This is a genomic window from Paenibacillus turpanensis, from assembly GCF_011421635.1.
In the GTDB taxonomy this organism is placed as follows: Bacteria; Bacillota; Bacilli; order Paenibacillales; family YIM-B00363; genus Paenibacillus_AK; species Paenibacillus_AK turpanensis.
This window is the reverse complement of sequence record NZ_WTLI01000006.1, coordinates 161,149-176,950: the sequence shown is the minus strand read 5'-3', so window position 1 is coordinate 176,950 and position 15,802 is coordinate 161,149. Positions and strand designations below refer to the sequence as shown.

General features: G+C 51.2%; 12 protein-coding genes and 1 riboswitch. All 12 genes read left to right on the top strand.

Going from position 1 to position 15,802, the window contains the following annotated elements; all coding sequences use genetic code 11:
* The first annotated feature begins 150 nt into the window (after positions 1-150).
* The 12 genes from glpK to GQS10_RS07540 all read left to right on the top strand — a co-directional run bounded on the left by glpK (position 151) and on the right by GQS10_RS07540 (position 15,761).
* Positions 151-1,656, top strand: a complete 1,506-nt coding sequence (glpK, locus tag GQS10_RS07590) for a glycerol kinase GlpK (protein WP_166240671.1) — start codon at positions 151-153, stop codon at positions 1,654-1,656.
* Positions 1,653-2,198: a glycerol-3-phosphate responsive antiterminator gene (locus GQS10_RS07585; protein WP_166240669.1), complete on the top strand. Its 546-nt coding sequence runs from the start codon at positions 1,653-1,655 to the stop codon at positions 2,196-2,198. The genes glpK and GQS10_RS07585 overlap by 4 nt, the downstream gene beginning before the upstream one ends.
* A 258-nt stretch (positions 2,199-2,456) precedes the next feature.
* On the top strand, positions 2,457-4,133 hold the full coding sequence (locus tag GQS10_RS07580) for a glycerol-3-phosphate dehydrogenase/oxidase (RefSeq protein WP_166240773.1): 1,677 nt from the start codon (positions 2,457-2,459) through the stop codon (positions 4,131-4,133).
* 200 nt (positions 4,134-4,333) lie between these two features.
* Positions 4,334-5,398, top strand: coding sequence for an acyltransferase family protein (locus tag GQS10_RS07575; RefSeq protein ID WP_166240667.1), 1,065 nt, complete (start codon positions 4,334-4,336; stop codon positions 5,396-5,398).
* A 247-nt stretch (positions 5,399-5,645) separates the two neighbouring features.
* Positions 5,646-6,989 (top strand): GH1 family beta-glucosidase, encoded by a 1,344-nt coding sequence (locus tag GQS10_RS07570; protein WP_166240665.1) that lies wholly within the window; start codon positions 5,646-5,648, stop codon positions 6,987-6,989.
* Between the two features lie 422 nt (positions 6,990-7,411).
* Positions 7,412-9,148: a proline--tRNA ligase gene (locus tag GQS10_RS07565; RefSeq protein ID WP_166240663.1), complete on the top strand. Its 1,737-nt coding sequence runs from the start codon at positions 7,412-7,414 to the stop codon at positions 9,146-9,148.
* A gap of 223 nt (positions 9,149-9,371) precedes the next feature.
* Positions 9,372-9,941 carry a hypothetical protein gene (locus GQS10_RS07560; protein ID WP_166240661.1) on the top strand — a complete coding sequence of 190 codons (570 nt, stop codon included), beginning with the start codon at positions 9,372-9,374 and terminating at the stop codon, positions 9,939-9,941.
* 827 nt (positions 9,942-10,768) lie between these two features.
* Positions 10,769-11,140 (top strand): ArsR/SmtB family transcription factor, encoded by a 372-nt coding sequence (locus GQS10_RS07555; RefSeq protein ID WP_166240659.1) that lies wholly within the window; start codon positions 10,769-10,771, stop codon positions 11,138-11,140.
* Entirely contained in the window at positions 11,121-13,736 is a 2,616-nt protein-coding gene (locus GQS10_RS07550) for a heavy metal translocating P-type ATPase (RefSeq protein WP_166240657.1), read from the top strand. Before GQS10_RS07555 ends, GQS10_RS07550 begins: the two co-directional genes overlap by 20 nt.
* 262 nt (positions 13,737-13,998) lie before the next feature.
* The gene (locus tag GQS10_RS23450) at positions 13,999-14,127 is read left to right on the top strand and encodes a hypothetical protein (RefSeq protein ID WP_279537938.1); all 129 of its coding nucleotides are present in this window, start codon (positions 13,999-14,001) and stop codon (positions 14,125-14,127) included.
* Positions 14,124-14,450: a hypothetical protein gene (locus GQS10_RS07545; RefSeq protein ID WP_166240655.1), complete on the top strand. Its 327-nt coding sequence runs from the start codon at positions 14,124-14,126 to the stop codon at positions 14,448-14,450. The genes GQS10_RS23450 and GQS10_RS07545 overlap by 4 nt, the downstream gene beginning before the upstream one ends.
* A gap of 142 nt (positions 14,451-14,592) precedes the next feature.
* Positions 14,593-14,675: riboswitch (cyclic di-GMP riboswitch) on the top strand.
* A gap of 111 nt (positions 14,676-14,786) precedes the next feature.
* Positions 14,787-15,761 carry an HD-GYP domain-containing protein gene (locus GQS10_RS07540; RefSeq protein WP_166240653.1) on the top strand — a complete coding sequence of 325 codons (975 nt, stop codon included), beginning with the start codon at positions 14,787-14,789 and terminating at the stop codon, positions 15,759-15,761.
* Positions 15,762-15,802: the final 41 nt, after the last annotated feature.

The following is a 15,802-nucleotide window of genomic DNA, read 5'->3' as shown; positions in this document are numbered from 1 at the left end:
ATTTAAAGAATGAGTCTCAAATATAAGCTATTATAAAAGAAATCGAGACGACCTGGGGACCGCTTCCCTTTTTTCTGTAAATTGAGTAAGCTTTTCTAAAGTCTCATGGTTCATTCATACGAATAGATAAAAGCTATGGAGGTTGATGGGATGGAAAAAAGCTATGTGCTTGCTTTGGATCAAGGAACGACGAGCTCGCGGGCGATCTTATTCGATCATGGAGGGAAGATCGTCGGCACCGCGCAAAAGGAATTTACGCAACTGTATCCGCAGCCCGGCTGGGTGGAGCATGATGCGATGGAAATATGGGGGACGCAGAGCGGGGTTGCACGCGAGGTGCTGGAGCGAACGGGCGTAAGACCGCAGGAAATTGCGGCCCTTGGCATTACCAACCAGCGGGAAACGGCCGTTGTATGGGATAAACAAACGGGAAAGCCGATTCATCCGGCGATCGTATGGCAGGATCGGCGTACCGCCGGGATTTGCGATGAGCTGAAGGCGAAGGGGCTTGAGCCGTATATTCGGGAAACGACGGGCCTTGTTGTAGACGCTTACTTTTCGGGAACGAAGGTGAAGTGGATCCTCGACCATGTCGAGGGGGCAAGAGAAAGGGCGCAGCGCGGTGAGCTGCTGTTCGGTACGATCGATACGTGGCTCATCTGGAACTTAACACGTGGAAAAATGCATGTCACGGATTATTCGAACGCTTCCCGTACGATGCTCTACAATATTCATGAGCTATGCTGGGACGAAAAGCTGCTTCAGGAGCTGGACATCCCCGAAGCGATGCTGCCAATGGTCCGGCCCTCAGTCGGAGCCTTTGGGGTGACGGATCCGCAAACGTTCGGCGGAGCGGGGATCCCTATTGCGGGCGTTGCGGGTGATCAGCATGCGGCCCTCTTCGGGCAAAGGTGCTTTGCGTCCGGCATGGTGAAAAATACATACGGTACCGGCTGTTTTTTGCTGATGAATACAGGGACGAAAGCCGTCCAATCCAAATCGGGACTGCTGACCACCATTGCGTGGGGAATGGACGGGCGAGTCGAATATGCTCTCGAGGGCAGCATCTTTATTGCGGGAGCCGCCATTCAATGGCTTCGGGACGGGCTCAAGCTGATCGATTCGGCGGGAGATTCGGAATTTTATGCTTCGAAAGTAGAGGATACGGACGGAGTGTATGTGGTTCCGGCCTTTGCAGGGCTGGGGGCGCCGTATTGGGATATGTACGCGCGCGGCGCGATATTCGGCCTTACCCGTGGTACGAGCAAGGAGCATCTAATCCAAGCGACGCTGCATTCTTTAGCATATCAAACGAAAGACGTAATCGGCGCAATGGAGCAGGACTCGGGCCTGAAGCTGCAGGCGCTGCGTGTGGATGGAGGAGCTACGGCGAATCGGCTGCTGATGCAATTTCAAGCCGATCTGCTCGGCGTAGAGGTGCAGCGTCCGCATGTGACGGAAACGACGGCGCTTGGCGCCGCTTATATGGCCGGGATCAGCGTCGGCTTCTGGGATAAGGCGGAGCTTGGCAGCAGAACGGCGGAGCTCACGTTGTTTGAACCGAAGATGGAGCAGGCAACCCGCGATAAGCTGTACAAGGGGTGGAAAAAAGCCGTTAAGCGGACGATGCAATGGGAAAAGGATGAGGATGAATGATAAAGGCGCAAACGATCATCCCCGGAGTACGGAGCTTAAAAGAGCTGGAATCTGCGCTGCAGTCGCAGGAAAACATCATTTTCCTGCTGGAGGGGGAGCTGATTCAGCTTCAGGGGGTTGTCGAGTCGGTGAAAAGAGCAGGCAAAAAAATATTTTTGCATCTGGACATGGTCAAGGGAATCAAAGAAGATGAGGCCTCGATTCATTTTTTGTCCAAGGTGATTAAGATCGACGGCGTCATCAGCACACGTTCGTCCAGTCTGCTCAATGCCAAAAAATACGGCCTCGCCGCCATTCAGCGCGGATTTTTGATCGACTCCCACTCTACCCAGACGATTATCAATACGGCAAAGCATGTCAAACCGGATTATATTGAAATTTTACCGAGCTACTCCCATCCGCAAATCCGGGTGATAAAAGAGGAAACGGGATTGGACATCATTCTCGGCGGCTTCATTGAAAGCAAACAGGATTGCGAGCTGCTGTTCAATGCCGGAGCAATTGCGGTTTCCACAAGTAAGCCAGCGCTTTGGAAGCAGTGACCGTTATGGCGCAGTCTGCGCTTTCCCTGGCCGGTATCCGATTATCGCAGTTAGAGTACCGGTCCGCCGTTGACAATGCACCGCATTCATAGTAGGGTAAAAGGTAAGTAAATACTCATGTGACGGAGACGAAGAGACCACACCATTACGATCCTTAGTTCACTAGGGATGTGTTTGGTGTGTTTTTTTGTTCCCAAAAAAAGAAAAAATTTTATTCAGGGTTCGGACGATGGGAGGAAAGCATCAATGAGTGAAACTATGGAGACGAAATCATTTTCCAGTGTAAAAAGAACAGATCTATTCCACAGCTTGGACGGAAGCCAGGTTGATTTGCTTGTCGTCGGCGGGGGGATTACCGGCAGCGGAATCGCGCTCGACGCGGCCAGCCGGGGGATGAAGGTTGTGCTGGTCGATATGCAGGATTTTGCTGCGGGGACGTCAAGCCGTTCCACCAAGCTCGTACACGGCGGGCTTCGCTACCTGAAAAACCTCGAGGTGAAGATGGTTGCCGAGGTCGGAAAAGAACGAGCCATTGTATACGAAAACGGTCCGCATGTCACAACGCCGGAGTGGATGCTGCTGCCGATATATAAAAACGGTACGTTCGGGACGTTTTCGACCGCGGCGGGTTTGCTGCTTTACGATTATTTAGCAGGTGTAAAGCGGAGTGAACGGCGAACGATGCTCCGCCGCGAAGAGACGCTGCGCAAGGAGCCGCTGCTTCAGCAGGAAGGTCTCAAGGGCGGCGGCTACTACGTAGAATACCGCACGGATGACGCCAGGCTGACGATTGAGGTGCTGAAAAAGGCGGTCGAGCTCGGCGCAACGGCGATGAATTATGCGAAGGTGGAGCAGCTGCTGTACCACGAAGGCAGGGTGGCGGGAGCCCGCATTGTAGATCAACTGTCCGGGCGTCAGGCGGAGGTGTTTGCGAAGAAGGTGGTGAATGCCGCCGGCCCTTGGGTTGATTCGCTTCGGGAGCTTGATCGTTCCAAGCAGGGAAAGCAGCTCCGGCTAACGAAAGGTGTTCATATCGTGATCGACCAAAGCCGCTTTCCGCTGAAGCAGGCAATCTATTTTGATACGCCGGATAAAAGGATGGTGTTCGCCATTCCGCGCGGCGGTAAGGCTTATGTCGGGACGACAGACACCTTTTACGACGGGGATACGGCTCATCCGAAGATGTCGGCACAGGACCGGCAGTATTTGATTAAGGCCGTAAACGATATGTTTCCAAGTGTGCGGCTCACGGAAGTGGACATTGAATCGAGCTGGGCAGGCGTCCGGCCGCTTATTTATGAGGAAGGCAAGGACCCGTCGGAAATTTCCCGAAAGGATGAAATTTGGCAGTCCGCTTCGGGGCTTCTTACGATTGCCGGAGGAAAGCTCACAGGCTATCGCAAGATGGCGGAGCTGGTAGTGGATAAAGTCTCGGAGCAGCTGCGTCAGGAGCTGGGGACGGTTTATCTGCCCTGCCGAACCCGAACGCTGCCGATTTCGGGCGGTGATGTCGGCGGGGGAGCGGGCTTTTCCAAGTATGTGCAGCAGGTAGAAGGTGCCGGGACAGCAGGTTTGGAGAATAGCGCGGTTCGGCGTTTGGCGCAAATGTACGGCTCCAACAGCTCCAAGGTGTTGAAAACAGCGAATTCGGCGGGTTCAATGAGAGCAGAGCAGGTTGGTTTGCCTCTGGAGCTTTATTCGATGCTTCTCTATTCTATAGAAGAGGAGATGACGGTGAAGCCGGTTGATTTCTGGATTCGCCGTACGGGAGCGTTGTATTTTCAGATAGATCAAGTGAGGCAGTATAAAGATCAGGTGCACAAGTGCATGAAGGATGCTTTGGGCTGGGATGAGGCGACTTCCGAGGCCTATATGGCTGAGCTGGAGCGGGAGCTGCATGACGCAGTGGTGCCGCAGGATGGGATAACCGGATAACACGATTCGCCGTTTGTTTTTGGGAGCCTCCCACATTGGGGGGCTTCTTTTTTTGACAGGCTGTCTTTTATATGGCATATTTTCTTAATGGCAAAGGAGAACCTTTGCATGGGCATAGAGGTGTAACGCGGGGGCTGACTTTCGGCGGGCCGAACGCGAGATCGGATATATTTTATAAACAAGGAGAAAGGGGTTTTTCGATGGCGGAACGCGACCGCGGATTGGACATATACCGCGGACTCATCATGCTTTACATTGTCGGCGTTATTCATGTGCTGTTTTGGTACAACCCGTTCGAGACGACGCTAAAGTCATTTTTATTGTTCGAGATGGCGATTATCTTTTTTATTACGGGGGCGAGCCAAACCTACAGCAGGCCGAAATCGCTGCTTTCTTTCTATTACACGAGGTACGGACGGATTCTCATTCCTTATTTCGTGTACAGCATCGTATGTTTGCTGCTGATTTTCGTGATGGCGGAAAGGCAGGGTACCTTCTTGGAAGGGTACACGCAGCTTGAGGTCATCCGCCACTGGCTGGACCCGTTTGGAGGGCATCCGTCGAATGTCGCTTATATCGCTTGGCACATTTGGTTTGTTCCGGTTTATTTGATCGTGGTGCTTTTTACGCCATTGGCGTACAGTATTTTTCAGAGGGCGAAAGGGTTTGTGAGAGTGCTGCCGGCGGTTTTTCTTGCAGGAGTCGTCTATTGGAGCGATTTTCACTACACCTTGATCGGAGTTTATGAGTACGTTAAGTTTTTAGCCTTTTACCTGTTTTGGGTTTATATCGGCTTCTACTACCGGATTATCGTGGAAAAAGCGTATGCGAAATGGGTCATTCTCGCTTTGGCGCTCCTTTCCTTCGCAGCTATGTACTTTCTGTTCCAAACGGGGATATACCCGTATGATATGCAGTACAATAAATTTCCGCCGAAGCTGATCTTTTTGTTTTTCTGTTTCGGAATGTTCGGACTTCTGATCTTCGGCACGCCGATTTATAAGGGACTATATCGGATTCCAGGGATCAAGCAGGTGATTGATCAATATTCGAATTATAGCCTTACGGTATATTTATACCATCCGTTCGCGTTTTTTGCAGTCAGCATGCTGTTCCGCAAGGTACCGCTGCTGCAAATGCTAACGGCTAATAAAATCGTGCTGACCGCCGTATATTTTGTTATGACGGTGGTGCTGGTGTACTTGCTGCCTTTTATATTTGGACGGTTTGAGAGAGTGAAGCTGCCTTACGCTTCAAAGCTATAGTCAGAGGGGGCCCATAAGGGTCCCTTTTTTATGTAAATCGAAAAAATGTAAACGCAAAATCAAAAGATCCTCTCATATGAATCCTTCATCGCTTTCATTACAATATGGATATTGGGTGGGAAGCTTGCGATTGAGGCAGAACTTAAAGCTGCATAGCTGCTGCAAAAATAAACGAGAGTAATGGATCGGATAAAGCGGCAGCACGACGGGTTGTCCCCAAACATTGTTACAAGGAGCTGGAGCAAGCATGGCAATTATCCAATTTCCGAAGGATTTTTTATGGGGAGCGGCAACCGCTGCTTACCAAATTGAAGGCGCGCACGACAAGGATGGGCGCGGCACGTCTATTTGGGATACGTTCAGCCGAATTCCCGGCAAAGTAAAAAACGGCGACAACGGGGATATCGCCTGCGATAGCTATAACCGTTACGAGCAGGATATCGCGCTGCTGAAAGGGCTGGGCGTCGGTGCATACCGTTTTTCTGCGGCATGGCCGCGTATTTTTCCGAACGGCACTGGAGAAATCAATCGGGCGGGACTCGATTATTATCACCGGCTCGTTGACGGATTGCTGGCCAAGGGGATCGAGCCTTACTGCACGCTTTATCATTGGGATCTGCCGCAGGCGCTGCAGGATCGCGGCGGCTGGAACAACCGTGAGACAATTGACGCATTTACAGCGTATTGCGAGCCCATGTTTAAGGAGTTCGGAGGCAAGATCAAGCATTGGTTTACGATCAACGAGCCTTGGTGTGTGTCCTTTTTATCGAACTATATTGGCGCCCATGCACCGGGGAACCGCGATTTGCAGCTGGCAACGAATGTAGCGCATCATTTGCTGGTTGCTCACGGCTCCGCAGTGCGCAAATTCCGCGAGCTTGGTATCGAGGGGAAGATCGGCTACGCTCCGAATGTGACTTGGATCGAGCCGTACAGCAGCCGCCAAGAAGACATTGATGCGAGCCGCCGTGCGACAGGCTGGTTCGTGGAATGGTTCCTTGATCCTGTGTTTAAGGGCGAATACCCGGAATTTCTGGTGGAATGGTTTGCCGGCAAGGGAGTGACGGTTCCTATTCTTGAAGGGGATATGGAAATCATTACGCAGCCGCTGGACTTTGTCGGCATTAATTATTACACAGGCAATGTCGGCCGTTATCAAAAGGATGAAGGGCTGCTCGACTGTGAAAATATCGACGAAGGCTATGAAAAGACCGATATAGACTGGTTCATTTATCCGCGAGGCTTTTATAAGGTGCTGACGTATATTCATGAGCGGTACGGAAATGTGCCGATCTATATTACCGAAAACGGCGCCTGCTTTAATGACGAGCCGGTGGACGGCCGCGTTCGCGACGAGCGCCGTATTGATTATTTGAAACGCCACCTGACACAGCTGGAGCGGGCAATCGCTTCGGGTGTTCCGGTTTCGGGTTATTTTACATGGTCACTAATGGATAACTTTGAATGGGCGGAAGGCTACTCGAAACGGTTCGGTCTCGTTCATGTCGATTACAACACGCTAAAGCGAACGCCAAAGGACAGCTATTATTGGTATAAGCATATTGCTCGTACAAATTGGTTCGAGGTGTAACGAAGAAAGAGTATGGATTCTAGGGAGCAAATTCTTGCCGCCTATTTGGCAGGCAGACGTATTGCAGAAAAACGAATCTTGACGTACTCCTCCTTTTGTTGTAAATTAGTTGAAAATTTATACAAAAAAAAGCGATGACCGCAGAATGATGTTTCATGTCCGTACCTCCAGAGAGGAAATCCTTGCGCTGAAAGATTTCCGGCACGGCGAAACGTCTCCCGCTTCGGTAGCTGCTTAGGTGAACTATAATTTAGCCTGAGCCGGGGGATTCCCCGTTATGAAGGAGAGAAGCATACGATACGTATGCTTAAATTTAGGGTGGTACCACGGCGCATTCGTCCCTGACGAATGCGTCTTTTTGCGCTTTTAGCAGAGGTTGATGCGGGGAAATTTCAGTTCATCCAGGAGAGGGGATCGTTCTTATGAAGCAAGATAAGCTTTTTCTTCCGACACTGCGCGAAGCGCCGTCCGATGCCGAAGCGGTAAGCCATCAGCTGCTGCTGCGGGCCGGGTATATACGCCAAACGGCGTCAGGCATTTATTCGTATTTGCCCCTAGGCTGGCGCGTGCTGCGGAAGGTATCGGAGATTGTAAGAGAGGAAATGGATCGAATCGACGCGCAAGAGCTTCTGATGCCGGCGATGCAGCCGACGGAGCTTTGGAAGGAGTCGGGGAGGTACCATGTGTACGGGCAGGAGCTGATTCGTTTTCACGATCGCCATGATCGTGAATTTGCTCTGGGACCGACGCATGAAGAAGTGATTACCACCTTAGTTCGCAGTGAGGTGAGCTCTTATCGACAGCTGCCCTTAACCCTGTATCAAATCCAAACGAAGTTTCGGGATGAAAGACGGCCTCGATTTGGACTGCTTCGCGGCAGGGAGTTTTTAATGAAGGATGCTTATTCCTTTCACCGCAGCTGGGAGGAGCTGGACGGTACATACCGGAGGATGCATCAGGCCTATAGGGCCATTTTCCAAAGATGCGGGCTCGATTTCCGGGCAGTCGAGGCTGATGCCGGGGCAATTGGCGGGGAAGGTGGCACCCACGAATTTATGGCGCTGGCGGATATTGGGGAAGACACGGTCGTTAGCTGCGACAGCTGCGATTATGCGGCGAATTTGGAGAAAGCGACGGCGGCCCGTCACATTCGTGTAGAAGAAGACAGGACGATTGCTGCCGCCCGAGCTTTTGAGAAGCTTCATACACCCGGGGTAAAAACCATTCGTGAGCTTGTTACTTTTACAGGCTTGGAAGCGGATCGTTTGGTCAAAACATTAATTTATGAAGCGGATGGGCAGCCGGTTGCTGTGCTGATCCGGGGGGATCATGAGGTGAATGAAACGAAGCTGAAGCATGTGCTTCAAGCGGAGGAGCTTGCTCTTGCAGACGCTGCTATAACCGAGCGGGTCACAGGTGCGCCAGTCGGCTTTGCAGGACCGGTCGGCTTGCACATTCCGATTGTTATCGATTGTGAAGCGGCCGATTTACCGTCGATGATCGTCGGCGCGAATGAGGATAGCTATCACTTTAGTCAGGTTGTGGCGGGCAGAGATTTTGTCCCTCATACGGTCGCGGATGTGCGCAATGCAGCCGAGGGAGACCGGTGTCTCGCCTGCGGCGGGCGGTTGGAGTTTCATCGGGGAATTGAGGTCGGACATATCTTCAAGCTCGGCACGAAGTACAGCGAGAAGCTTGGAGCGAGCGTCACGGATGAATCCGGTCAAGAGAAACCACTGATCATGGGCTGCTACGGAATCGGGATTTCCCGGATTTTATCCGCTGTCGTCGAGCAAAACCAGGATGAGAACGGGATCATCTGGCCTGCGGCGATCGCGCCTTTTCATGTTCATATCGTTGTTGTGTCTATTAAGGATGAAGTGCAGACGGCGCTTGCCCGGCAGATCTACCAGAGCTTGCGCAGGGCCGGGCTTGACGTTCTGCTGGATGACCGCGAGGAGCGGGTTGGCGTGAAGCTGAAGGATGCCGATCTGGTCGGTATTCCGGTTCGGATTGTGGTTGGCAAGTATGCTGCTGATGGGCGTGTGGAGTGGAAAATGCGCACGGAGAGGGAAGCGATGCTTTTGGGCGTGGAGGAAGCCTGCGCAATGGCGAAGGAAATGCGGCAGAAGTGGGAGAGCATGGGCGGCGGAGAATGAGGGCTGAGGATGCTGATTTGCGGATCGCCGCAGAAGCACGGTTGACAAGAAGAGTGGTGTTTTAGGGGGGACGTACATGGAGTATGGTGCTGGCGCAGGTTCAGGTGTGGAGGCGGACGACCATGGGGGCGCTAAATCCTAGTGGAAATGGCGGCTGCGGCCTACCGCTTTGATGCAACTTTCTTCTTCTTTTTTTAGTCTGGTAGGTAAAGGGGGAAGGGTTATGCAAAAGCTGCTGCTTTATGTATGTGTCTTGCTAATGCTGTGTTCTGCTGGTGGGGCTGTCTTGTTTCCCGCGAGTGCATCCGCACTTTCGTGTGCGAGGATTCCGACGATCGAAGAGGCCTTTGAGAATTACGATGGGGTTGTCGTCGGTACGGTTGAGAAGGTAAACCGGAAGAAAGAGTGGAACGAGCTGACGATTTCGGTGCGAAAAAGCTATAAGGGCGTCGAGAAGCAAAACATCGTAGCTACGGAAGATATGACTTGGGGAGCTTTAAATGGGCCAAGTGTTAAAGGTACGCAATACCTCTTTTTCCTTCGAAAAGTAGACGATCGCTGGCAAAATCCCTTGTGCTCGCCATCGAAAGAGCTTTCGATTCAGCAGGATGTGCCTGAGTTTCTTCATGGCAAGGAAGAGCTTGTCTTGAAGCCGCCAGTCGAGCTGACGGTATCCTCAAATACGCAGGGAGCGTTGATATATGGGATAGCCGGAGGGGTAGGGGGACTTGCGCTGTTTGGCGGGATTTTGTTTTGGGTGCTCAAAAGCCGTAGGGATAAGCGGTCAAGGTAGAGTAGAAGGAGCAATAATGGGGATAAGCAGTTTATGAGTAACATGATTGGATAGAGAGAGGCACGCTTACATGCAGACGTAGAAAATCGCTGGCGGCGGGAACCCTTGGGTTTCCAGCTGCGAGCGATTTTTTTTTCTGTAATTGAGCGGGCAAGCCCGATCATGGCAGGTGGGGCAGAGGGGAGGGAGGAGCAGGGCAGAACTGAGCGGTAGGAGCAGGAGTAGGCCAGGAGAAAGGCAGGGCAGGGTAAGGAAGGGCATGGCATGAGCAGTACAGGAGCAGGCCAAGGTAGGACAGATCTGGACAAGAAAGAACAAATCAGAGCAGAACAGATCAGAACAGAACAGAACAGAAGATCAGTGCAGATTAGGATGACTTAGTGCAAGAAATAGCTTTTCAGTTTGGTCACCTGAAGGTTGGAGGTGCTACCGAGCGTCAAGGAGCGGCAGTCGGCTCAGGTCCTGGAGGGGATAATACAAATAACTGGTACTAATTTCCGGAGTGAGGGATTAACGCGCTCTATAATACAAATCATTTGTATAAATGGAGGCGAGAACGGCTCCATGGAGGCTTATGCGGGGAAATAATACAAATAATTTGTATAGCATGCCCGCCATCCTGTTGCCTAGGAAAAACAATACAAAAAATTTGTATTGTTTGGGGCGATCAGTTCGGTGAACCGACCCTCGGGTTAGGCAACAAGCCGTAAGATTCACCGATTAGATGGAACCACTGGCACCCTTTCCAGCATATGTTGCTTAATAAATTAGTAGATGCTAATATGTTCATATTAGCCGTGCCTAATGTGTTGGAGGTGTTTAGCAGCATGAGTGATGAATTTTTGGACTTAAAGGTAAAGCTCCTGAAGGGCTTATCGGATAAAACGCGATTGCAAATTGTACAGTGTGTTCGAGATCGGGAGAAGACGGTATCCGAAATTGTCGGAGAGCTAAAAGGGAATCAATCGAATATTTCCCAGCACCTCGCGTGCTTAAAAGGCTGTGGTATCGTAGCTGGACGGCAGGTGGGAAAATATACGTATTACAGTATTCGGCATGAACAGATTCGGGTGCTGCTGCAGCAGGTGGACGAGGTCCTGTCCTTCATTCATGCGGAGGTGCGTGACTGCGAGAAAACGGAGTGGTGTCTCAATCTCAAGGAGGAAGGAGAATTGAAGAATGGCAGAGCAGGAGCATAATAAGAAGCTGACATTCAAGAAAAACCTCCCCTTTGAGGTGGTCGGAACGGGACAGCAGCCGGAGTGGGATGAACATTCCGGGCGAGGAAAGACGATAAAACCCGAAGACTTAGACTCCCTAGTGGAAAAGGACTGCTGTGAATCGGACTGCTGCGCTTCTTCAGCGGAAAACACCGAATTAAGCAAGAAGATAGAAGTGGAATCCTGCTGTGAATCGGACTGCTGCTCCGGCTCTGGCTCGGCGAATTCCACCGAATTGAACAGCAGGCAGACGGAGGAGGGGGTGCGCATGGAATACCGGATTTCCGGTATGGACTGCAGCTCCTGCGCGGCAACGCTGGAGAAGGGCGTTGGCAAGCTGGAGGGGGTCGCTTCCGTATCCGTTCAGTTCAGCACAGCCAAAATGCAGGTAACCGTGCAAGACCGCTCCACCCTTGAACGGGTCGAGGCCCAGGTCCGAAAGCTTGGCTATGATGCGGAGCCCGTTGCAGCCGGGGGTACGGGCAAAGGCCAAACCTACCTTATCGAAGGAATGGATTGCGGTTCCTGTGCCGCTACCCTTGAAAAACACATGCGTACTCTGCCGCAGGTGCACCGAGTCAGCGTGAGCTTTGCAACGGGAAAAATGCAAATCGAGCATGATTTGCCGCCGGAAGAGATTGTCCGAGAGGTTTCAAAGGCCGGGTACCGTGCCTCATTGGCGTCAAGAGGCAAGGAGGTAGAGCAAAGCCGCTCGCAGAAAGGGTCCTCGTTAACCGTTTTTTCCGGTATTTTGCTTATACTTGGCTTTGTTGGATCGTTGACTGGTGTACAGGAGACTTTGGTGAACCTGCTTTACGCTGTGTCCATCATTGCGGGAGGTTTCAAGCCTGCTAAAAGCGCTTTTTACGCGGTGAAAAGCGGGTCACTGGACATGAACGTGCTGATGACGGCTGCGGCTCTCGGTGCTGCGGCGATCGGGGAATGGTTTGAAGGGGCTACCGTGGTGTGGTTATTTGCATTAGGCAATGTGCTCCAAACGAGGTCTATCGAACGGACGCGGGAATCGATTCGCAGCTTAATGAAGCTGGCGCCGCCGGAAGCGTGGGTTAAGAAAGGGCAGGAGCTCGTTCGCACGCCGGTGGAACGAATCTCGGTTGGAGATAGGATTGTAGTGAAGCCAGGAGAAAAGATTGCCTTGGATGGAGTGGTCGTCAGCGGAGCTTCCTCCGTCAATCAGGCGCCGATAACCGGCGAATCGCTGCCAGTGGATAAAGAGCAGGGAAGCCCGGTATACGCAGGCACGGTGAACGAAAGCGGCTCGTTGGAAATTAAGGTCACGAAGCTGGTCGAGGATACAACGATCGCTAAAATTATTCACTTAGTTGAAGAAGCGCAGGAGAAGAAGGCTCCTTCCGAGGCTTTTGTCGACCGCTTTGCCAAAATATATACACCGATCGTATTTGTGCTGGCATTGATTTTGATGGTTTTTCCTCCGTTATTCGGAGTGGGCTCATGGGGCGATTGGTTTTATAAGGGGCTTGAGCTGCTTGTCGTTGCTTGTCCGTGCGCATTGGTCATTTCCACTCCGGTTGCGATTGTATCCGCAATCGGGAATGCGGCCAGAAACGGTGTATTGATCAAAGGCGGCACGTTTTTGGAAATTGCCGGTTCTTTACAGGCGGTTGCCTTTGATAAAACAGGTACCTTAACCGAAGGGAAGCCAAAGGTATCTGCAATTTTTACGGAGAGCGGAGTCTCGGAGGAGGAGCTGCTTGCGGTTGCGCGAACCATTGAGGAGCACTCTAAGCACCCGATCGCGGCCGCTGTGCTTGAATACGCGCGGCAGCGCGGGATCGATACCCGACCGGGGCAATCCTTCCGGTCGATTGCCGGTAAAGGCGCAAAGGCTGAGATCGGCGGAATGGACTACTACGTTGGAAATCACAAGCTGTTTAACGAGCTGCTGGTTGACGTAGACAGCAGCATGGAAGCAACAGCCGCAACCCTGCAAAACGAAGGCAGTACCTTGGTCTTTGTTGGAACCGCCGAACGGATTCTGGGTCTGATAGCAGTTGCGGATTCGATAAGAAAGACGAGTGTTCACGCGCTTGCAGGACTTAAGCGGGCCGGCATCGAGCAGATTGTGATGCTGACGGGGGATAATGAAGGAACGGCACGTAAGGTTGCCGGGCTAACCGGAGTAGATCGTTATTTTGCAGACCTGCTGCCTGAAGAAAAGGTGAAGGCAGTTCAGCAGCTTCAGTCCGAAGGGAAGCGGGTCGCGATGGTGGGCGACGGGATTAATGACGCGCCTGCGCTGGCTTCGGCGGATTTAGGCATTGCGATGGGCGGAGCCGGAACGGATACAGCGATGGAAACAGCTGATATTGTGCTGATGGCTGACAACTTAGAGAAGCTGCCGCATACGGTACGGCTAAGCCGCAAAGCGCTGGCAATCATTAAGCAGAACATTTGGTTTTCCATTGCGATCAAGGCAGCTGCGCTTATGCTTATCTTCCCCGGATGGTTAACACTATGGGCCGCTGTAATGAGCGATACAGGGGCAGCGTTAATCGTTATACTGAACAGCATGAGATTGCTTCGTATGAAATAAATAACATTTCATGTGGAAATAAATCTCTATAAGAGGTGGTTCAGAGCAATCTGGCCGCCTTTTTTTAACGTTATTGAATTTATAAGTTTCGCTAAGGTCGGAACGAGTAAATTCTATACCAAGGAAAACTACCGCTTAATGACGTACCCGCTTCTTTGAAAGGACTTCGATAGAAGTTTTTCTTATTTGCGAGGGATTCAAGCTTCACAAGTTTTCAGGCTGCTAAATGAGATTTCCGGAAGCAAGCAGGAGATAGGATAAAATGCACCCGATCCATTCCATTGCTTCAAAACTGGCATCCGTGCAGGGGTACATGCACACCCGTCAATTCGGTAACCGCCATAAGCTGTACGGTGTTGTTTTACAGAAATTGGCGGAGGTGCAATTTTGATTCAGCTGATTAGCCCGATCAACGAGAAGTCGATCCGTCCACACGCAGGTAAGCCGGTATGCGCCGTGATGAAAGACGGTACGCATGTGTTTGGTTACGTAGATGGAGTCCGCGACGGTAAGCTTTATTTTTCGAATTCTGCCTATGGAATAGGGACTTTGTCGACAAGCGCGTATCAGGCGAAAAGACAGCTTGAGCGCAAAATGTCCGGTCCTAAATCATCAGCCTTCGGTTATGGAGGTTATTCAGGGTGCGGTTTTGGAGTAGCGTGGGATATTGTGCTGATCTCCTTATTATTTCTGCTGCCATTTCTATGGTTCTAGAGCTTTGGACTCAGGTGAAAATTGGAATTCGACATTTTTCGATTTATATTTACATCTTTTGATAGGCTGTGCTATTCTTGATCTAGATGTAAAGATTACAATATAGCAAGACGAAACAACTAAATAATTTATCATGGACCACCATTGTCCAGGGCAAACTTATTGAAAGATAAGGACGCAAAGCTACGGGTCTAACGCGAAAGCTAAGATAGCCGGGTTGCCAACGGGGAACAGGGTTTGTTTAACTACCCCCTATTTTTACGTGGGTAGTTTTTATTTTGTCATGTCCCAATGTCGATGCCCGCTAAACTGATATTTTGTTAAGGAAGTGACGACATGAGATTTATCCCTATTACACAATACGATGAACGAACGATGGTGCTCGCCAAACCGGTTTATGACAATAAACGCAGAATGCTGCTTGGCGCTAATACGACGATTCATCCCAAATACCTGGAAAAGCTTATCCAGCTCGGCATCAAGCAGCTGATCATTGAAGATGCCGAATCCAAAGGGATTACGTTGGAAGAGCTGATGGACATGCCTACTTGGATGGACGTTGTGGATAATGTACAACAGGCGTATGAAGCGGTCCGAATGAAAAAGCCGTTTCCGACGAAACCGGTACTCATGGGCGCTGGCCGGCTGATCGTTGAAATTAACAGCCGTCCTGTCGTTATACCGGTGCCAAGCAAAACAGCGGCCGATGAAGTGAAGCCTTATGCGCACCCCGTTAACGTTGCCTTAATGGCACTGCAGGTAGGAAAGGCACTTGGATATAACGAGCTCATGCTTCGCGATTTGGCCGTTGGGGCACTCCTTCATGATATTGGCAAGGCAGCAGCCGCACATGAAAAGGACCATCCGGAAGCGGGCTTCAACGTCATTCGCGGCATCCGCGAATTTAGTCTGCTTGCCGCGCACGTCGCTTTCCAGCATCATGAAATGCTGGACGGATCCGGTTATCCGCGGGCAATTGCAGGGCAGACGCTTCACGATTACGCCCAAATTGTCGGGATTTGCAACCGTTTTGAAAATATGGTCACGGATGAAGATGTGCCTCCGCATGAAGCGATGGAGCGCATTATGGCATTAAGCAGCATGAAATACAGTACCGAAATTGTTCAAGCTTTTGTTCGGGCAATTCCGTCCTACCCGCCAGGTACGAAAATTATGATGCAGAACGGGGAAGAGGCGATTGTAACGAAAATTACGAGCCATATGCAAAGACCCGTGGTCAGGTTCATTTCGAGCGGAAAAGAAATTTCTTTGGCGGATAACCCTACGCTGATGATTGCCGGAAGTAATTAAACGACCACCCAAGCTGGAGCCGTAAGGCTCCTTCTTTTTTG